Raw genomic sequence first — 19,463 nt, 5'->3', positions numbered from 1 at the left:
AGTTGTAATGTAACTTTTCAAGCTATTAATACGACAAAAAAGTGAACGGAGGGGTTTCAAATGGAAGAAACCTTTCAATTGTTATATGACACATATCATCAAGATTTGTATCAATTTTTATTTTATATGGTAAAGGATAAAAGCCAGGCAGAAGATCTTCTGCAGGAGGTTTATATTCGGGTATTAAATTCTTATCATACGTTTGAAGGAAGAAGCAGTGAAAAAACATGGCTTTTGTCAATCGCACGCCATGTTGCGATAGACTGGTTCCGTAAACAGCAGACGATCAGACAGCGTATACTCGGCACATTTGATTGGGATACACAGGATGTCAGAGATCAGCAATTGCTTCCGGACGAACTTGCGGTTCAACATGAAAATGTCCGGGAAATTTATGCTGCGCTTGATCAATGCACGATCGATCAAAGAGCTGTGATTATCTTGCGGTTTATTCATGGATATTCAATTCAGGAAACAGCCAATGCTCTGCGCTTCTCGGAAAGCAAAGTCAAAACGACCCAACACAGAGGGCTCAAAGTACTTCGGAAACATATGGAGCTTTTGAGGGAGGAGCTAATGGATGATGAAGTCAGAATGGAACGAAGAACAGATAAAGGAGTTGTTAAGTCAACTTCCGGCAGTTAAAGACCATCGTTCGCCACAGGATATTTACAAGCGGCTGACGATGGCAAAAAGCAAAAAAAAGCCTGCTGTTAGGTGGATTGGCCCCGCATGTGCCGCTGCAATTGCGGTTTATATCGCCTTCATTATAACTCCTCATTTCTTTGACCAGGCACAGCCTCAACAAAAAGAAGCGTCCCAAGAGAACACTGTGACAAAAACAGAGACAGCAGACAGCCCAAAAGCTGGATCATCCCTGGATCAGAATTCATTTGTTGTTCCTGAAAAGGAACAGAACAATTACATCACTGTAGCAATTGCTGATGCCAAAACATCCGCAATCATACCCATCAGCATCAAAAAAACAAACGAAGACCAAACGATACAGGATATGCTGTTTGAAAGTGGTGAACTGGGTATCCTTGATCATGCCATTACGATCCCATCCTTCATAGATGAAGTGGAGGTAAAGGAAAATCAAAGGCAAAAGGAATTAAGTGTACGAGTCCATCAGCCCATTGAGGCTTTTTCTGTAAAAGATGATACACTGTTAAAAAAATTGCTGAAAGAATCCCTAAAATGGAGTCCTTATGAAAAAATCAAATTTTTATCGGATCAAAATGAGGGCGGTGCCATTATTGGCTCATATGGAGCTTTTACAGAAATTCGTATTCCAAAACAGTCGAAAAGAGCCTACTACTTGTACCAAAATAAACAAGGACAAGACTTTCTCGTTCCGTCAGAAAATACATTTGATACAGTAAAAGAAGCGATTAAGGATATGGAATCGAGCAGCCAAAAAGGTACAATACCCCTAATTCAAGCGGGTGCAGTCAAATCTGTAACGAAGAAACAGAAACACTTATATATCCGCTTCTCAAAAGACTCAGAAGTTGAGGATTCTATTGCCGGTATCTTAATGCTTGAAGGACTTCTTTTAACGGCAAAAGAGTTTGGCTTTAATGAAGTGACCTTTACGGAAACCAGAACAAAAAAAATCGGCAGATATAATGTATCAGATGCAATTCCGGTACCCGCTGCTCCAAATCCGATTTCCTTAAACTAAAAAGGGCCTTTCAGGCTCTTTTTTAGTTGCTGTTCATATAATAGAAATTTTCAAAAAAATAGTTGTACGTGTATAATAAAACAAGGTAACGATTGAAAGGATTTGAGACGAGTGAACGTGTTAACAATCAAAGGAGTTTCTATCGGAGAAGGGATGCCGAAAATCATCGTTCCGCTGATGGGAAAAACGGAAAAACAAATTTTGAACGAAGCAGAAGCTGTAAAAGTACTCAAACCGGACATTGTGGAGTGGCGAGTCGACGTATTTGAAAAAGCAAATGACAAAGAAGCCGTCACGAAGATGATTTCAAAACTTCGGGAGTCTTTAGCAGACAAGCTGTTTCTATTTACATTCAGAACCCATAAAGAAGGCGGGAACATGGAAATGGATGAAAGCTCCTATATTGCTTTGCTGGAAGCGGCAGTCCAAACAAAAGACATCGATCTTATTGACGTTGAATTATTTTCAGGAGATGCAAATGTGAAAGCGTTAGTGTCGCTGGCGGAAGAAAACAATGTCTATGTGGTGATGTCAAATCATGATTTTGAGAAAACGCCTGCGAAAGATGAGATTCTTTCAAGGCTTCGAAAAATGCAGGATTTAGGAGCGCATATTCCAAAAATGGCTGTCATGCCGAATGATACAGCAGATCTCTTAACACTGCTGGATGCGACGCATACAATGAAAACAAGATATGCAGACCGTCCGATTATTACAATGTCAATGGCTGCAACAGGGCTGATCAGCAGGCTGAGCGGTGAAGTTTTTGGATCAGCTTGTACTTTTGGCGCGGGAGAAGAGGCATCGGCACCTGGTCAAATACCTGTTTCTGAGCTGAGGCATGTCTTAGAGATTTTGCACAAAAACACATGAAAATAGAACAATAAAAAAACTCAAGCTTTATAGCTTGAGTTTTTTTAGATTATGGAAGATCAATGAGCTTCACAGACACAATATCAGGAACATCTGTTAGTTCTTTCACAATTTTATCTTCAAGATGTCTGTCAAAGGAAAGCATCATGATGGCCTCTCCGCCTTTTTCTTTACGGCCAACCTGCATGGTTGCAATGTTAATATCGTTATCTCCGAGAATACGTCCTACTCGGCCGATGACACCTGTTGTATCCTGATGCTGGATATATACCAGGTGACCCGTCGGATAAAAATCGATATTAAATCCGTTGATCTCGACAATACGTTCTCCGAAATGAGGAATATACGTAGCTGTCACAGTAAAGGTGCTGCGGTCTCCTGTCACTTTTACGCTGATGCAGTTATCGTATCCAGATTCAGAAGAGGAAATTTTTTCACTGAAGCTGATGCCGCGTTCTTTTGCGACACCCCCGGCATTGACTTCGTTAACAGTTGAGTCAACGCGCGGTTTTAAAAAGCCTGACAGAAGGCTTTTTGTAATGAACGATGTTTCAAGTTTGGCAATTGTACCTTCGTATTGAATGGCAACATCCTGTACGGGTTCTTTCATGCATTGGGATACTAGGCTGCCAATTTTTCCAGCGATTTGATGGTAAGGCTTAATCTTAGCGAATTCATCTTTTGTCATGGCAGGCAGGTTGATAGCTGACATAACAGGGAGACCTTTTGCGAACTGCAGAACTTCTTCTGACACTTGAGCCGCGACATTTAGCTGAGCTTCTTTAGTCGATGCTCCTAAGTGAGGAGTGGCAATGACTAATGGATGATCAACGAGTTTATTGTCAACTGGCGGTTCAACTTCAAAAACGTCAAGCGCCGCTCCGGCAACATGCCCGCTTTCCAAAGCTTCGAGAAGCGCTGCTTCATCGATAATACCGCCTCGCGCGCAGTTAATTAAGCGAACACCTTTTTTCGTTTTTGCAATCGTTTCTTTATTCAATAATCCTTTTGTTTCTTTAGTTAAAGGCGTGTGAACGGTAATAATATCCGCGCTTTCAAGCACTTCTTCAAATGAACGGCTGTTTACGCCGATTTTTTTCGCTCTTTCTTCAGTTAAGAAAGGATCAAAAACGTGAACGGTCATACCGAATGCTCTCGCACGCTGTGCAATTTCGCTTCCGATTCGGCCTAATCCTACAATCCCAAGCGTTTTACCATAAAGCTCTGAACCGACGTAAGCTGTGCGGTTCCACTCTCTGGATTTTACTGAGATATTAGCCTGAGGAATGTGCCTCATTAATGAAGAGATCATCGCAAATGTATGCTCAGCTGTCGAAATGGTGTTGCCGTTTGGAGCGTTAATCACGATAACCCCGTGTTTAGTCGCCTCGTCAATATCGATATTATCTACACCGACACCGGCTCTTCCGACAATTTTTAAAGAGGTCATTTTTTTAAAAAGGTCTTCTGTTACTTTTGTCGCACTTCGCACCAAAAGAGCATCAAAAGTATGTAATTCATCTTCTGCATCTGCTGCGTTTTTTTGAACTATTTCAATAAAATCTGATTCAATAAGTGGCTGTAAGCCGTCGTTGCTCATTTTGTCTGAGACCAATACTCGAAACATCGTTAGATTTCCTCCTAAATTGACAAACTAAATATCTGATAATTTAACATATTCTCAATAGAGTGTCAACGTGTATTGACGCAGTAAAGGATAAAAGGAAAGCTTAAAAATCAATGTTTTTATAGCTTTCAGGTATTATATATAATTTGAAGCAATTCTCTATACAGCCAACCAGTTATCGTTTATAATGGAACTAAATTCATATGATCAATCTTCGGGGCAGGGTGAAATTCCCTACCGGCGGTGATGAGCCGATGGCTCTAAGCCCGCGAGCTGTTTTTACAGCAGGATTCGGTGAGATTCCGGAGCCGACAGTACAGTCTGGATGGGAGAAGATGGAGGTTCATAAGCGTTTTGAAATTGGATTTTCAAACGTTTCTTTGCCTAGCCTAATTTTCAAAACCCCGCTTTTATACATGAAGCGGGGTTTTTATTGGCTGGAAAAGAACCTTTCCGTTTTCGAGTAAGATGTGATCGAAAAGGAGAGAGTGAAGTGAAAGTAAAAAAATTAGTTGTGATCAGTATGCTGAGCAGCATTGCATTTGTTTTGATGCTGTTGAATTTCCCGTTTCCGGGTCTACCGGATTATTTGAAAATTGATTTTAGCGACGTGCCCGCTATTATTGCTATTCTCATTTACGGGCCTTTAGCGGGTATTGCCGTAGAAGCGATAAAAAACGTTCTTCAATATATCATTCAGGGAAGCATGGCCGGGGTTCCTGTAGGGCAAATTGCGAATTTTATCGCAGGAACACTCTTTATATTGCCGACTGCTTTCTTATTTAAAAAGCTGAATTCAACAAAGGGCTTAGCTGTCAGCCTGCTTTTAGGTACTGCAGCAATGACCATTTTGATGAGTATTTTAAATTATGTTCTGATTCTTCCGGCATACACGTGGTTTTTACATTCGCCGGCATTATCTGACAGCGCGCTGAAAACAGCGGTCGTCGCTGGCATCCTTCCTTTTAACATTATAAAAGGCATTGTGATTACGATTGTATTCTCACTGATTTTCATCAAGCTTAAGCCATGGATTGAACAGCAGCGAAGCGCACATATCCATTAAATAAAAAAAGCTCCCGCAGGGGAGCTTTTTTGTTTCTTCTATTCAAATTTAAGCGGGTCGCCTTCAAATGGCTCATCCGCCACTTTGATGGAATCAGTAGGACATCCTTCAAATGCATCAATCATATCTTCTTCCAGTACCTCAGGAACTTCGACAACGCCTTTGTTTTCATCAAGCGTTACGAACGCGATGCCTTCATCATCGTAATCGTAAATGTCTGGTGCAGCAGCTCCGCAAGCGCCGCATGCAATACATGTATCTTTGTCTACGATTGTGTACTTTGCCATGAATAAAACCTCCCAGATTGTTCTTGGTGGAACAAATGGATCAATCTTTTTATTTAATCAATTTAACACCTATTCCTCTTACTTATTGTAATGATGTTGCTGCCACATTTCAACAGAAAAATGATTGAGAATGCTTATCACATAAGGGGTTATCTACATAACATCCCCCTTAATGATGACTTTAAACGTCGATTTCTGCTTAAAATCTGTTAAAATAAAGAGAGTAAATCAACGATTTTTGTCAGGAAGAATGTGGGTGGATAGGTTGTCGTTAAATTACTTCGATATTATGGTTCTCGATTGCCTTTGGAAAATAAACGGAGAACGGTCGGGAAGCGCTGTTTTTCACCTATTCAAAGGCAAAAGATCGTCACAAACCATTCAAGATGCCGGCTTATTTCAGACTGCAAAGTATTTTGGAATGGCGGCGCAATGTTCGAGAAGCGATATTTCAGCGTCACTCACCAAGCTCGAACAGCATTCATATCTCGAATCAATGTCTGAAACAGATACATACAAAGTGACATCCAGCGGCGCAGCAGCATTAAGGCAAGCCCTTTGTGAACGGCCTTGGCCCGAACATTGCCACGGCGCTTATTATCAGCCTGCTGCCGGCGTGCTTTGGAAAAGGCTTTCGCTGCTTGTGCAGGTCTTATCTCATAAACTGCAAGGGAGCAGGCAGTATATCCCTGTCACAAAGGATTATAAGACACTTCATTGGGTAAAGAAATACCTGTCCCGGCATACGGATCATATAGAGATGGCAAGCAGTCTTTTTGCCATGCTGGAGTCTCATTTACATAAGGTTGATGACAAAGCAGCGCAAATTTTTGTCTACTCCTTAACCTCTTACGATAGGATCGGTTATACGAGCAGGCAGCTTGCTGACACGCTGAAAGAAGATGAATGGTATGTTTATATCATGTTTTGGGCTTCGGTACATTATTTTATTCATTCTCTTCCGGAGTGTGAAGATACTTTGTTAAAGGATCTCCTTTCTGATGTACATTTAGATAATGCCCTGACAGAGTCAACGAGGAAAACATGGCAGATGATCAAACAAGGGATTCCGATACATCGTATTGCTGAAATCAGAAAGCTGAAAACAGCGACCATCGAAGACCATATTGTCGAGATTTCTCTTCACGAGCCTGCGTTTATGATTGATGACTATGTATCAGCGGAAGACCAGCTCCAAATTGCAGAGTTTGCCAAACGGATGCGGACGAACAAAATCAAACAAATTAGAGACGGGCTGGAGCAGCGGTTCAGCTACTTTCAAATCAGATTGGCATTAACAAAGCAGGTGCAGCAATATGACTAAATTACAGCAAACGTTACATCAATTTTTTGGTTTTACTTCCTTTAAAAGCGGGCAGGAGGACATTATTAGAAGCATACTCAGCGGGAAGGATACCATTGCGATGCTTCCGACTGGGGGAGGAAAATCGCTTTGCTACCAGCTCCCTGGCTATATGCTTGACGGCATGGTATTAATCGTTTCTCCATTGCTTTCTTTAATGGAGGATCAGGTACAGCAGCTAAAAGCACGGGGGGAAAAACGTGCTGCCGCTTTGAACAGCATGCTTAGCAGACAGGAAAGACAATTCGTTTTGGAGCATATTCACCGCTATAAATTTTTGTACTTGTCTCCCGAGGCTTTGCAGTCGCCATATGTATTGGGAAAATTGAAAACCGTCCCCATCAGCCTATTCGTTATTGATGAAGCACATTGCATATCTGAATGGGGGCATGATTTCAGGCCTGACTATTCAAAGCTTGGACAGCTGAGAAAAAAACTTGGGCACCCTCCGGTTCTTGCATTGACCGCTACAGCTACAAAGGATACGCTGCAAGATGTCATGAACCTGCTAGAACTGCAGCATGCCGAACGGCATCTCAACTCAGTCAATCGACCAAACATCGCGCTCAGGGTGGAAAATGCGGCGGATACTGCCGAAAAAATAAATAGGGTCATTCAGCTGGTTGAAAACCTGCAAGGTCCGGGAATTGTTTATTGCCCGACACGGAAATGGGCTGAGGAATTAGCGGGTGAAATTAAAAGCAAAACGAGCAGCAGAGCCGACTTTTACCATGGCGGTATGGAGTCTGGCGACAGGATTTTAATTCAGCAGCAGTTTATTCATAATCAGCTTGATGTGATATGTTGTACGAATGCGTTTGGAATGGGTGTCGATAAACCTGATATCAGATATGTGATTCATTTTCACCTCCCGCAGACGGCTGAAGCTTTTATGCAGGAAATCGGCAGAGCGGGACGCGATGGAAAACCTAGTGTCAGCATTTTGCTGCGGGCGCCAGGGGATTTTGAATTGCAGGAGCAGATTATCCAAATGGAGAGTGTTACAGATGAAGAAATCGCCAATGTGATCCGTGTGCTTGAGGAGACGGAGGAGCGGGATGAGAGAAGGCTGCGTGATGTATTAATGCAGTATGGTGTCGGAGAGACACAAGCCCGTATGATGATTCATCTCTTTATGCAGGGGAAAACATCAATTGAACTGATAAAGCGGGAGATTTCATATCGCATGGAGCTGAAGCTGGAAAAAATGCGCCGCGTATCTTTTCTGCTTCAGCGTGATGGCTGTTTAAGGCAATCTATGTTAACCTATTTTGATGAATCATACGAGCCTGATGACGGAAACCTCCCGTGCTGTTCACATTGCGGTTTTGATCTATCCTTGTATGAACAAAAAGGAGAACGGAGTAAAAAGGCGCCATTAGACAGCTGGAGTTCGGAATTGCAACGGATATTCAGCTTGCAGACTGTAGGTGAGCTGAACTGAAACAGCAAAAGGATTTCATTCAGTATATGTCTGACCGTGATATGCTGAAGCAGTTATATTTGACGCAGCTTTTGATCATCATCGTCGCAACTGGAGCTGGATTGTTCTTTTTTACGGATGCAAGGGACGTACTAAAGCTCTGGGATATTCGCGATATGCGAATCATATGGTATGGTGTTTCTGTTGCGGTTATTGTTATTTTAGCCGATATGGCAGTAATGAAATGGTGTCCGCCTCATTTATATGATGACGGCGGAATCAATAAAAAAATATTCAGTAAGAGGTCAATCCCTCATATTATATTTTTAACGCTTCTGATTGCTTTCGCGGAAGAAATGTTATTCAGAGGAGTGCTTCAGACTCATATCGGTTTATGGGCTGCCAGCATTGTATTTGCCGTTCTGCACTTTCGATATTTGTCAAAATGGCTGTTATTTATCATGGTGACAGCAATCAGCTTTTTGCTCGGTCTGATATATGAATGGACCGGTAACTTATTTGTTCCGGTGACGGCACATTTTATCATTGATGCTGTGTTTGCCTGTCAGATTCGTTTTGAACATGTGAGGAGGGATATACATGACGAACATGTCGAGAGTAGAGAGAAGAAAAGCCCAGAATCTTTATGAAGATCAAAACGCCGCCGCATTGGCGGACGATTATGTCGATGATGATGGAGAAAGCCTTCCGACAAGACAATCTGTAAAAAAACAAAGAGAACAGAAAAAAAAGCAAGGCAAAACAAAAACGCCATTATTCACTGTACTCGCTGTATTATTTGTATTTGTGCCGGTTATCGTGTTAGTCACCTTATTTTATCTAAAAAGCCACCCGGATAATCATAACGATTATGAAGATGTTTTTATCGACAGCAGCCAAAGCAAATATGAGGTTGTGCCGAAACCAGAGGATAAAAATGATACCGCAGATAACAAAGAGGCCCAAGAGTCCAAAGAGACCGCACTGCAGCAAGAGTCAAAAAAAAAGTCTGAGGATACAAAGGCAAAAGAGCCTGCAAAAACAACAACTGATAAGAAACAGCCTGCTGTAGCGGAAAAAGAACATTCAGCAGATAAGGAGGAAGCAACCGCAGCGGCTGCTTCCTCTCCCCAACAAGAAGCAGCATCGGAAGTACAGCAGTCCGCTGAACCAGTTCAATATGAGCCGAAACGCGTTGTCAAGCACACCGTCCAAAAGAAAGAAACGTTGTACCGCATTTCTATGAAGTATTATAAAAGCCGGTCGGGAGAAGAAAAAATTCGTGTGTATAATCATCTGAACGGAAATGATGTTTACACCGGACAAGTTTTGGACATCCCCTTAATGGATGAATAGGGCATTTTTTTTATTTTCCGCTCATATATTGTAGCAATGAAAATGGACAAGGTGTGAAGCGTATGGAAACCTTATGGAATCAGATGGATCAGTATACAGACGCGCCGACCAAACAGATGCTCCAAGCGCTGGTGAAACGAAAACAAAAATTTGAAAATTATGCAACGCAATGTCGCAGATGGCGATGGACTTCACTCATCTGTTTAGGCTTATTGTGTATTATGATTATGATCAAAAGCCCGGCGCCTCAGCTCGTTCTTCAAGAAATGCTTAGCCATACCTTTTATTTATTTTGGATGATGGCAACCGCTTTTGCATACTGCACTTCATATTATTTTAAGAAAAAGGAAGAAAAAGCTGAGGGCGATTTTCATAAACTGAGATGCGAAATTATTCAGAAAAGCACTGATCTTTGGCCGCAGCCGGATAAATGGAAGGCGAGAGAATCTGTTTTTCAAATGATGAAGCACAAATATGACATTAATCTATATTTTGAAAGTAAATAAAATCGGGCGTTTTCTCAAACGATAGAAACGTCTTTTTTTATTGCCCGTCTTATTGATAAGTTCTAAAAGAATGGAGAGTTTTTATGAAGCTATCAGTAAAAATTGCCGGTGTGCTAACTGTGGCGGCAGCGGCAATGACGGCAAAAATGTATTCAACAGCAAAAGGCAACCATTTGAAAACACATACGTTTTCTTTATCAAAAATGAAGGGCAAGCCGCCTCTTACAATCTTTTTTATTTCGGACATTCACAAACGTCTCATCGATGAAGACCTTTTAGAAAAAGCGCGATGCCATGCCCCTCACCTGGTTATCATCGGCGGTGATTTAGCCGAGGGCGGAGTGCCCAGTATGAGAATCGAGGAGAACATCAAAAGGCTCGCGGCTTTCGGGGTTCCTGTCGTGTTTGTATGGGGGAATAATGATTATGAAGTCAGGCAGCATAAGCTGTATTCCATTTTCAAAGCGCACGGTGTCATCACTCTGAGGAATGAGTCAGTTCCGTTTTCGTACAACGGCCATACCATTGCGATTGCCGGAGTTGATGATATCAGGATGGAGATGGATCATTATGAGGAAGCCATTAAAGAACTCGACAAAAGCCAGCTGAATATTCTGGTTTGTCATAACCCGGAGATTCATGAACAAATTAATGAAGCTGACGGTATTGATGCGATATTCAGCGGACATACCCACGGAGGTCAGATCAGGTTTGGAAAATTCGGCCCGTATGAACTCGGGAGAACAGGCATTGTTAAAAATGCAGCGTATCTCATCAGCAACGGATATGGCACAACAAAAGTGCCTCTTCGTTTAGGTGCTGAGCCGGAAACACACATTGTGACTCTTTGTGCGCCAGAATAACTTCTCAAAAGCAAAAATCCATATGGGCAATAAAAACTGCATTGTGCTTGTCTTACTAGTGAACTCAGTGTAAACTGATAACAATTAAGAACCTATGACTCATCATCTCATATAATGTGTTATATGATTTGTGTGCAAGTAGAGGCAGGAGGGAACGTTATGCGGCTTGAGCGTCTGAATTATAATAAGATCAAAATCTTTTTGACCCTCGATGATTTGACAGACCGGGGATTGACAAAAGAAGACCTCTGGAAGGACTCATTTAAAGTCCACCAGTTATTTAAAGATATGATGAATGAAGCTAATACAGAGCTCGGCTTTGAAGCGAATGGACCGATTGCAGTGGAAGTGTATTCTCTCCAAGCACAAGGGATGGTTGTGATCGTAACAAAGAACCAAGACGCCGATTCAGAAGACGATGAGTATGATGATGATTACATCGAAATGCAAGTCAAGCTTGATGAAAGTGCGGACATCATTTATCAATTCCATTCCTTTGAAGATATCATTCAGCTTTCAGAAAGCTTACAGCGAATCGGTATCAATGGGGGAACTGTCTACCACTATGACGGACAGTACTTTTTAAGCCTTGAAGATCTGGGATCGCATACGGCTGAAGGGGTTGTGGCGGTTCTGGCGGAATACGGCAATCCGACAACTTTAACGATTTATCGCTTGCAAGAGTATGGTAAGCTCATTATGGACGGTAATGCCGTTGAGACGATACAGACTCATTTCTCATAAGAATGCAACGGAAGACTGCTGATTTCACAGCAGTTTTTTTTCGTTAAAAACATGGAAAAACATAACGTTTATTCTATGCATAGATCATATGAAGGTGTATACTATTCTCTGAAAGGGAGCATGTGAGAAACAGAAGATTCTAGGAGGTTAACTCAAATGGCAGCCGATCGAAACACCGGTCATACAGAAGAGGACAAACTTGATGTATTAAAATCAACCCAAACCGTAATACATAAGGCTCTGGAAAAATTGGGATATCCAGAAGAAGTATACGAACTGTTAAAAGAGCCGATGAGATTATTAACGGTAAAAATACCTGTTCGTATGGACGACGGTTCAGTAAAGATTTTTACAGGTTACCGTGCGCAGCATAATGACTCTGTCGGTCCGACGAAAGGCGGGATACGTTTTCACCCGAACGTAACAGAAAAAGAGGTGAAGGCGCTTTCTATTTGGATGAGTTTAAAATGCGGCATAATTGATCTTCCATATGGCGGTGGTAAAGGCGGAATTGTTTGTGATCCAAGGGATATGTCGTTTAGAGAGCTGGAGCGTCTGAGCAGAGGGTATGTCAGAGCAATCAGCCAAATTGTCGGCCCGACAAAAGACGTGCCGGCGCCGGATGTATTTACAAACTCACAAATCATGGCTTGGATGATGGATGAGTATTCAAGAATTGATGAATTTAATTCGCCTGGATTTATTACAGGCAAGCCGCTTGTGCTTGGCGGATCTCATGGGAGAGAATCTGCGACAGCAAAAGGTGTAACCATCTGTATTAAAGAAGCGGCTAAGAAAAAAGGCATAGATATTAAAGGTGCCCGTGTCGTTGTCCAAGGCTTCGGAAACGCGGGAAGCTATTTGGCGAAATTTATGCATGATGCAGGAGCAAAGGTTGTCGGTATCTCAGATGCGTATGGCGGACTTTATGATCCTGAGGGCCTCGATATTGATTACTTACTCGACCGCCGCGACAGCTTCGGTACCGTAACAAAGCTTTTCAACGATACCATTACGAACCAAGAGCTGCTGGAGCTGGATTGTGATATCCTCGTTCCTGCTGCGATCGAAAATCAAATAACAGAAGAAAATGCCCATAATATCCAGGCTAAAATTGTCGTTGAAGCGGCAAATGGGCCAACAACGCTTGAAGGAACAAAAATTCTTTCGGACCGGGACATTTTGCTTGTACCAGACGTGCTTGCAAGTGCCGGGGGCGTAACAGTTTCTTACTTTGAATGGGTTCAGAATAACCAAGGCTTCTACTGGAGTGAAGAAGAGGTAGAAGAAAAATTAGAAAAAATGATGATCAAATCATTTAACAATATTTATGAAATGGCTAAAAACCGAAGAATTGACATGAGACTCGCTGCTTATATGGTCGGCGTTCGCAAAATGGCTGAAGCTTCGCGTTTTAGAGGCTGGATATAAGTTGATGATTTGCATAAAAATAAAAAATCTCCTATGATAAAATAGGAGATTTTTTTATTCGGAAATAGAAAAATATGAAGTGAATTGCCAATCGCAGGAGTTGACGGAAATGATTCATGAAAAAGCAATAATTATAGGCGGAGGACCTTGCGGACTATCTGCTGCCATTCACCTAAAACAAATTGGCATTGATGCCCTCGTCATCGAAAAAGGAAATGTCGTTAACAGTATTTACAATTATCCGACGCATCAAACCTTTTTCAGCTCAAGTGAAAAGCTTGAAATCGGAGACGTGGCATTTATTACGGAAAACAGAAAGCCTGTCAGAATTCAGGCGCTGTCGTATTACCGGGAAGTCGTCAAAAGGAAAAACATCCGTGTAAATGCGTTTGAGATGGTGCATAAAGTAACGAAAGCGGAAAACAATACATTCGTTATAGAGACGTCAAAAGGAACCTACACGACGTCATATTGTATTATTGCAACAGGCTACTATGATCATCCAAACTATATGAATGTACCCGGTGAGGATTTGCCGAAAGTATTTCATTATTTTAAAGAAGGCCATCCATACTTTGATAAAGATGTTGTCGTCATCGGCGGGAAAAATTCAAGTGTAGACGCTGCCCTTGAACTCGTAAAATCTGGAGCGCGTGTCACAGTTTTATACAGGGGCAAGGAGTATTCGCCAAGCATTAAGCCATGGATTCTGCCTGAATTTGAATCACTCGTCAGAAACGGTACAATCCGTATGGAATTTGGCGCTAGTGTCGAAAAAATCACCGAGGATGAAGTTGTATTCCGTTCCGGCGAAAAGGAACTCATCACCATTAAAAATGATTTTGTATTTGCGATGACAGGCTATCATCCCGACCATCAATTTCTTGAAAAAATGGGTGTTAAAATTGATGAAGAAACAGGACGCCCGTTTTTCAATGAAGAAACGATGGAAACGAACGTTAAAGGTATTTTTATTGCAGGGGTCATTGCTGCAGGGAACAATGCAAATGAAATATTTATTGAAAACGGCAGATTTCACGGAGGACATATCGCAGCGGAAATCGCAAAAAGAGAAAATCATTAAAGAAGGGGAGCATATGATGAAATCGTATGCTCTTTTTGTTTTTTTAAGTTCAGACAGATGTAAAATCATAAACAACATGGTAGGATAGATTTAGGAATATAAAGGAAAGAGGTTGCCTGATGTTTGCAATCATCTCTGCAGGAATTGCTCCCGGCATCGCGCTGTTAAGTTATTTTTATTTAAAAGATCAGTATGATAACGAACCTGTACATATGGTGCTTCGGTCGTTTTTTCTAGGGGTTGTTCTTGTATTTCCCACAATGTTTATCCAGTACGTGCTTGAAAAAGAGAATGTGGGAGGCGGAAGCTTTTTCGTTTCTTTTTTAACTTCAGGGTTTTTGGAAGAATCATTAAAATGGTTTATTCTGATGGTCAGTGTTTACCCTCACGCCCACTTTGATGAGCATTATGACGGGATTGTATACGGGGCAAGTGTATCGCTCGGTTTTGCTACCCTCGAAAATATTCTTTATTTAATTGGCCACGGTGTGGAGCATGCGTTCGTAAGGGCGCTCCTGCCTGTTTCGTGCCATGCCTTAATAGGCGTTATTATGGGATTTTACCTTGGGAAAGCCCGTTTTTCCACTGATAAGGCGCGTGTGAAGTGGCTTGTTCTTTCTTTAGCTCTCCCGTCACTTTTGCATGGATCGTATGATTTTATCCTGACAGCACTCAGCAATTGGATTTATTATATGTTTCCATTTATGTTATTTTTATGGTGGTTTGGTTTGCGAAAAGCGAAAAAAGCCCGTTCCGTTAATATGATGCAAGTATAGAAGCCGCACAGTAATCGTGCGGCTTTTTTGTGTGTCGATTTATCAAAAGAGATTTTATGTTCTGAGGGATAACAAGGAAAGGGTGTATAAAAATAACCTCTTTACAGAAAATACGATTACACTTAAAAATTTGCTGTAGGAGGCTTGAAAAGATGAAGTCCAAAGGATCGATTATGGCATGTCTCATCCTTTTTTCCTTTACAATAACGACGTTTATCAATACTGAAACCATCTCTGCCTTTTCGAATCAGGTCATTCAAAGAGGGGCAACAGGGGATGACGTGGTCGAACTCCAGGCGCGCCTTCAGTACAACGGATACTACAACGGAAAAATTGACGGGGTTTATGGATGGGGAACGTACTGGGCAGTTCGAAACTTTCAGGATCAATTCGGGTTAAAAGAGGTTGACGGCCTTGTCGGGGCTAAAACAAAGCAAACCTTAATATCTAAATCAAAATACTATCGTGAATATGTCATGGAACAGCTTAATAAAGGGAATACCTTTACGCATTACGGAAAAATTCCGCTGAAATACCAGACGAAACCATCAAAAACTGCAACACAAAAGGCAAGACAACAAGCAGAAGCAAGGCAGAAACAGCCTGCGGAAAAAACAACGCAGCAACCTAAAGCGGATAAACAACAGCAAAACAATACACCTGCAAAAGCAAGAAAACAGGATGCGGTCGCAGCTAACATGCCTGGCGGATTTTCCAACAATGATATCAGGCTCCTTTCTCAGGCAGTTTATGGTGAAGCCCGGGGCGAGCCGTACGAGGGACAGGTTGCCATTGCAGCAGTCATTTTGAACCGATTGAACAGTCCGTTATTTCCGAATTCTGTAGCGGGGGTTATTTTTGAGCCGCTAGCCTTCACAGCAGTAGCCGACGGGCAAATTTACATGCAGCCGAATGAAACGGCCAGAGAAGCAGTGCTGGATGCCATCAATGGATGGGACCCATCAGAGGAAGCGCTGTATTACTTTAACCCTGATACGGCTACAAGTGCTTGGATTTGGGGACGTCCGCAGATTAAAAGAATCGGTAAACACATTTTCTGTGAGTAGCAGGACATGAGAAAGCATAAAAAGAGGTGTGATAAATGATCAGAGGAATTTTAATCGCCGTGCTTGGTATTGCAATAGTCGGTACAGGCTACTGGGGATACAAAGAGCACCAGGAAAAAGACGCAGTTCTTCTTCATGCTGAAAATAACTATCAGCGGGCGTTTCATGAACTTACCTATCAAATGGATCAGCTTCATGATAAAATCGGAACAACTCTTGCCATGAACAGCAAAAAATCACTGTCACCTGCATTGATAGACGTGTGGAGGATTACATCTGAAGCTCATAACAGCGTCAGCCAGCTGCCGCTTACATTAATGCCATTTAACAAAACAGAAGAGCTATTATCAAAGATCGGGGATTTCAGTTATAAAACGTCAGTCAGGGATTTGGATCAAAAACCGCTTGATAAAAACGAGTATACATCACTAAATAAGTTATATCAGCAGTCCGAAGATATACAAAATGAACTGCGTCACGTTCAGCACCTTGTCATGAGCAAAAACCTTCGCTGGATGGACGTAGAGATGGCGCTGGCTTCTGATGAAAAACAAAGTGATAATACGATTATCAACAGTTTTAAAACTGTTGAAAAAAATGTTGGTGCATTCTCCACGGGAACAGATCTTGGCCCGAGTTTCACCAGCACCAAAAAAGAAGAGAAAGGTTTCGACCATCTGAAAGGAAAACAAATTTCTGAACAGGAAGCAAAACAAATTGCTGAGCGCTTTGCCCCGGATGACAATTATTCCATTAAAGTGGTAAAGAGCGGAAAAAAAACAAATCGCGACGTTTATAGCATCAGCATGAAAGATCCAGACCATAAAGCAGCGATTTATATGGATATTACGAAAAAGGGCGGGCATCCGGTATATTTGATCCAAAACAGAGAAGTGAAAGATCAGAAAATCAGTTTGAATGACGGATCGAACCGTGCACTCGCCTTTTTAAAGAAAAATGGATATGAGACAGATGATTTGGAAATTGATGAAAGTGCCCAATATGATAAAATCGGCGTATTTTCATATGTTCCTGTTGAAAATAAAGTCCGGATGTATCCGGAAGCGATTCGTATGAAAGTGGCCTTGGATGACGGTGAGGTTGTAGGCTTTTCAGCAAGAGATTTCCTAACAGCCCATAGAAAAAGAGATATACCTAAGCCGGCTATTACTGAAGCAGAAGCAAAATCTAAATTAAATAAAAATGTACAAGTGAGAGAGACAAGGCTCGCTTTGATTACAAATGAACTTGGCCAAGAAGTGTTATGCTATGAACTGCTCGGAACAATTGAAAATGACACATTCAGAATGTATATAAATGCCAAGGACGGATCGGAAGAAAAGGTTGAAAAACTAAAAAATGCAGAACCTATATATAAAGACCTATAAAAAACAGGAGGAAAGGACTAAATGTCTTTTCCTTTTTTTCATTACGTGCTTTAATAAAAAAGCGAGTATATTGAATACGAAAGAGTGAAGTCAATGATAGAGATTGGAGAAAATGTACTTTTAGAATATATAGAAGGAAATGAATTGAAAAAAGCAAAGAGCAAGGCAGTCAGCATGGAAAACAATGAGCTTTTGATTGCGTATCCGGTTGATATAGTGACAGGGCGAACTGTGATTTTACATAACGATATGGAAGTAATGGTAGAGTTTGTAGGCAAAGACGAAGTTCCTTATCGTTTTACAAGCCATATAAAAGGTAAAGTGAAGGACAAACTACAAATGATCTGTCTTGAAGTGCCACCCCGTGATAAAATGAAACGAATCCAGCGCCGCCAGTATGTAAGATCTGATGCGGTATTGGATGTGCACATTCAGCCGGCAAATAAAGAAGAGTTCCGCACTCTTTCCTATAACATCAGCGCAGGCGGCATCGCCGTGATTTTAGCTGATGGCATTTCTTTTCAATCCGGGGAATCATTGCGACTTATCATCAGTCTGTCTGAAGAGGAGAACACGCGTCAAATAGAAACAGAAGCCGTTGTCAGACGAATCTTTGATGACCCGAAATCAGGGAAACGTAAAATGACCCTTGAGTATACAGGAATCGCAGCAAGTGACCAGCAGTTCCTGCTTCAATATTGCATCCGGCGTCAGTTAAATAAGAGAAGAAAGGCAAGGGTGGAATAAACATCGGCAAAGACTTCCATACTATTTGTGATGGAGGTGCTCCGATGAAAACATTTGAACGGATGCTGATTAAATTATTGTTCATTCAGGCCATCATTTTACTTGGTGTACAGATTCTTTTTCACTATGAGCATATTGAACCTTATGTATCAAAAGTGATTCAATATGAAGGGGTGGATAAAATGGAGGAGAACAATAGGATTGAAACCTTCAAACCTTAATTATTCATCAATTTTTCACCCTTTTTCATAAAGTTCGTGATACAATCCATAGAGGAGAAAAGAGCAAGGAGAGGAATTATGGAAAAGAAATTATCTATTGCAATTGACGGCCCGGCAGCTGCGGGGAAAAGCACCGTTGCCAAAATTGTGGCTGGGAAAAAATCGTACATATATATTGATACAGGAGCAATGTATCGGGCGATAACGTACACGGCTTTACAAGAAAACGTTGACCTGACAAATGAAGAAAAACTGGCTGAACTGCTAAAGCGGACGGACATTGAACTGGTTACAACAAAAGAAGGACAAAAAGTGCTTGTTAACGGCACCGATGTAACTGAGGCGATCAGAACAGACGAAGTCAGCAACCAAGTTTCAATAGCAGCTAAGCATAGAAGCGTCAGGGAAGAAATGGTGAAGCGCCAGCAGCAGCTTGGGGAAAAAGGCGGCGTCGTTATGGATGGACGTGATATCGGGACTCACGTGCTGCCAAATGCAGAAGTGAAAATTTTTCTTTTGGCATCTGTTGAAGAGAGAGCGAAACGCCGTTATGAAGAAAATGTGAAAAAAGGCTACGATGTCAACTATGAAACATTGATTGAGGAAATTGCAAGAAGAGACAAGCTTGATTCAGAGCGCGAAGTATCTCCTCTGCGCAAAGCAGAAGACGCTTTGGAAATCGACACGACATCACTTTCCATTCAAGAGGTAGCTGATAAAATCCTTGAGGCAGTGGAGCAAAAGTCCCACTGATAATGGCGAATGCACTTTTTTTGAATTTTTCAACGAAGAAAGAATGTTATTGCTTGACAAACCTGTCCTTTTATTAGAAGTTAATACTAATAAAACTTTTTATTGATCATTCAAAAAACTTTCAAAAACTTTTTTGGATGATTCTTTAATACATATTCGGCTAAAAAGCGGGCATGTTTATATGTTCAGCTTTCAAACCGT

At 41.5% G+C, this 19,463-nt stretch carries 21 protein-coding genes and 1 riboswitch; of the genes, 19 read left to right on the top strand and 2 right to left on the bottom strand.

Annotated elements, in window-relative coordinates; genetic code table 11:
• The first annotated feature begins 60 nt into the window (after nucleotides 1–60).
• From sigX to aroD, 3 genes are all read left to right on the top strand, one after another.
• Nucleotides 61–645, top strand: a complete 585-nt coding sequence (sigX, locus tag M0696_RS11415) for an RNA polymerase sigma factor SigX (protein WP_166851242.1) — start codon at nucleotides 61–63, stop codon at nucleotides 643–645.
• A complete protein-coding gene (locus M0696_RS11410) occupies nucleotides 581–1,687 on the top strand; it encodes a sigma-X negative effector (RefSeq protein WP_248601967.1) in 1,107 nt (368 codons plus the stop codon). The genes sigX and M0696_RS11410 overlap by 65 nt, the downstream gene beginning before the upstream one ends.
• Nucleotides 1,688–1,798: 111 nt before the next feature.
• Nucleotides 1,799–2,560 carry a type I 3-dehydroquinate dehydratase gene (aroD, locus tag M0696_RS11405; protein ID WP_222143087.1) on the top strand — a complete coding sequence of 254 codons (762 nt, stop codon included), beginning with the start codon at nucleotides 1,799–1,801 and terminating at the stop codon, nucleotides 2,558–2,560.
• Nucleotides 2,561–2,609: 49 nt separating this feature from the next.
• On the opposite strand, the gene serA is transcribed toward aroD, so the two are convergent.
• Nucleotides 2,610–4,187: a phosphoglycerate dehydrogenase gene (gene serA, locus M0696_RS11400; RefSeq protein WP_014114240.1), complete on the bottom strand. Its 1,578-nt coding sequence runs from the start codon at nucleotides 4,185–4,187 to the stop codon at nucleotides 2,610–2,612.
• Between the two features lie 206 nt (nucleotides 4,188–4,393).
• Nucleotides 4,394–4,528: riboswitch (FMN riboswitch) on the top strand.
• Between the two features lie 152 nt (nucleotides 4,529–4,680).
• Here serA and fmnP point away from each other — a divergent pair.
• The gene (fmnP, locus tag M0696_RS11395) at nucleotides 4,681–5,253 is read left to right on the top strand and encodes a riboflavin transporter FmnP (protein ID WP_222143086.1); all 573 of its coding nucleotides are present in this window, start codon (nucleotides 4,681–4,683) and stop codon (nucleotides 5,251–5,253) included.
• Nucleotides 5,254–5,291: 38 nt separating this feature from the next.
• Here the strand turns inward: fmnP and M0696_RS11390 are convergent, their stop codons facing one another.
• Nucleotides 5,292–5,540: a ferredoxin gene (locus M0696_RS11390; RefSeq protein WP_003225461.1), complete on the bottom strand. Its 249-nt coding sequence runs from the start codon at nucleotides 5,538–5,540 to the stop codon at nucleotides 5,292–5,294.
• Between the two features lie 265 nt (nucleotides 5,541–5,805).
• On the opposite strand from M0696_RS11390, the gene M0696_RS11385 reads away from it, so the two are divergent.
• The 15 genes from M0696_RS11385 to cmk all read left to right on the top strand — a co-directional run bounded on the left by M0696_RS11385 (nucleotide 5,806) and on the right by cmk (nucleotide 19,262).
• Nucleotides 5,806–6,864: a YpbB family protein gene (locus tag M0696_RS11385; protein WP_222143408.1), complete on the top strand. Its 1,059-nt coding sequence runs from the start codon at nucleotides 5,806–5,808 to the stop codon at nucleotides 6,862–6,864.
• A complete protein-coding gene (locus M0696_RS11380) occupies nucleotides 6,857–8,347 on the top strand; it encodes a RecQ family ATP-dependent DNA helicase (protein ID WP_248601966.1) in 1,491 nt (496 codons plus the stop codon). The genes M0696_RS11385 and M0696_RS11380 overlap by 8 nt, the downstream gene beginning before the upstream one ends.
• Nucleotides 8,348–8,373: 26 nt before the next feature.
• Complete coding sequence (locus M0696_RS11375) at nucleotides 8,374–8,976, top strand: CPBP family intramembrane glutamic endopeptidase (RefSeq protein ID WP_019258774.1); 603 nt, start codon at nucleotides 8,374–8,376, stop codon at nucleotides 8,974–8,976.
• Nucleotides 8,927–9,682 (top strand): LysM peptidoglycan-binding domain-containing protein, encoded by a 756-nt coding sequence (locus M0696_RS11370; protein ID WP_248601965.1) that lies wholly within the window; start codon nucleotides 8,927–8,929, stop codon nucleotides 9,680–9,682. The genes M0696_RS11375 and M0696_RS11370 overlap by 50 nt, the downstream gene beginning before the upstream one ends.
• Before the next feature lie 62 nt (nucleotides 9,683–9,744).
• Nucleotides 9,745–10,188, top strand: coding sequence for a YpbF family protein (locus tag M0696_RS11365; protein WP_166851265.1), 444 nt, complete (start codon nucleotides 9,745–9,747; stop codon nucleotides 10,186–10,188).
• 83 nt (nucleotides 10,189–10,271) lie between these two features.
• Nucleotides 10,272–11,051: a metallophosphoesterase gene (locus tag M0696_RS11360; protein ID WP_166851268.1), complete on the top strand. Its 780-nt coding sequence runs from the start codon at nucleotides 10,272–10,274 to the stop codon at nucleotides 11,049–11,051.
• 159 nt (nucleotides 11,052–11,210) lie between these two features.
• Nucleotides 11,211–11,795 carry a genetic competence negative regulator gene (locus M0696_RS11355; RefSeq protein ID WP_003225475.1) on the top strand — a complete coding sequence of 195 codons (585 nt, stop codon included), beginning with the start codon at nucleotides 11,211–11,213 and terminating at the stop codon, nucleotides 11,793–11,795.
• A gap of 156 nt (nucleotides 11,796–11,951) precedes the next feature.
• Complete coding sequence (gene gudB / locus M0696_RS11350) at nucleotides 11,952–13,226, top strand: NAD-specific glutamate dehydrogenase (protein ID WP_166851271.1); 1,275 nt, start codon at nucleotides 11,952–11,954, stop codon at nucleotides 13,224–13,226.
• A 109-nt stretch (nucleotides 13,227–13,335) separates the two neighbouring features.
• Entirely contained in the window at nucleotides 13,336–14,310 is a 975-nt protein-coding gene (locus M0696_RS11345) for a YpdA family putative bacillithiol disulfide reductase (RefSeq protein WP_222143084.1), read from the top strand.
• Nucleotides 14,311–14,429: 119 nt separating this feature from the next.
• Entirely contained in the window at nucleotides 14,430–15,086 is a 657-nt protein-coding gene (prsW, locus tag M0696_RS11340; RefSeq protein ID WP_166851277.1) for a glutamic-type intramembrane protease PrsW, read from the top strand.
• 152 nt (nucleotides 15,087–15,238) lie between these two features.
• The gene (sleB, locus tag M0696_RS11335) at nucleotides 15,239–16,153 is read left to right on the top strand and encodes a spore cortex-lytic enzyme (RefSeq protein ID WP_222143082.1); all 915 of its coding nucleotides are present in this window, start codon (nucleotides 15,239–15,241) and stop codon (nucleotides 16,151–16,153) included.
• A gap of 35 nt (nucleotides 16,154–16,188) precedes the next feature.
• A complete protein-coding gene (ypeB, locus tag M0696_RS11330) occupies nucleotides 16,189–17,541 on the top strand; it encodes a germination protein YpeB (RefSeq protein WP_166851283.1) in 1,353 nt (450 codons plus the stop codon).
• 93 nt (nucleotides 17,542–17,634) lie between these two features.
• Nucleotides 17,635–18,288, top strand: a complete 654-nt coding sequence (dgrA, locus tag M0696_RS11325) for a cyclic di-GMP receptor DgrA (protein ID WP_248601964.1) — start codon at nucleotides 17,635–17,637, stop codon at nucleotides 18,286–18,288.
• A gap of 44 nt (nucleotides 18,289–18,332) precedes the next feature.
• The gene (locus M0696_RS11320) at nucleotides 18,333–18,509 is read left to right on the top strand and encodes a YpfB family protein (RefSeq protein WP_222143080.1); all 177 of its coding nucleotides are present in this window, start codon (nucleotides 18,333–18,335) and stop codon (nucleotides 18,507–18,509) included.
• Between the two features lie 78 nt (nucleotides 18,510–18,587).
• Nucleotides 18,588–19,262 (top strand): (d)CMP kinase, encoded by a 675-nt coding sequence (gene cmk / locus M0696_RS11315; protein ID WP_248601963.1) that lies wholly within the window; start codon nucleotides 18,588–18,590, stop codon nucleotides 19,260–19,262.
• Nucleotides 19,263–19,463: the final 201 nt, after the last annotated feature.

Source organism: Bacillus rugosus (assembly GCF_023238245.1).
Taxonomy (GTDB): domain Bacteria; phylum Bacillota; class Bacilli; order Bacillales; family Bacillaceae; genus Bacillus; species Bacillus rugosus.
The sequence above is the reverse complement of the archived record's forward strand: the minus strand, read 5'-3'. Positions and strand labels throughout refer to the sequence as shown.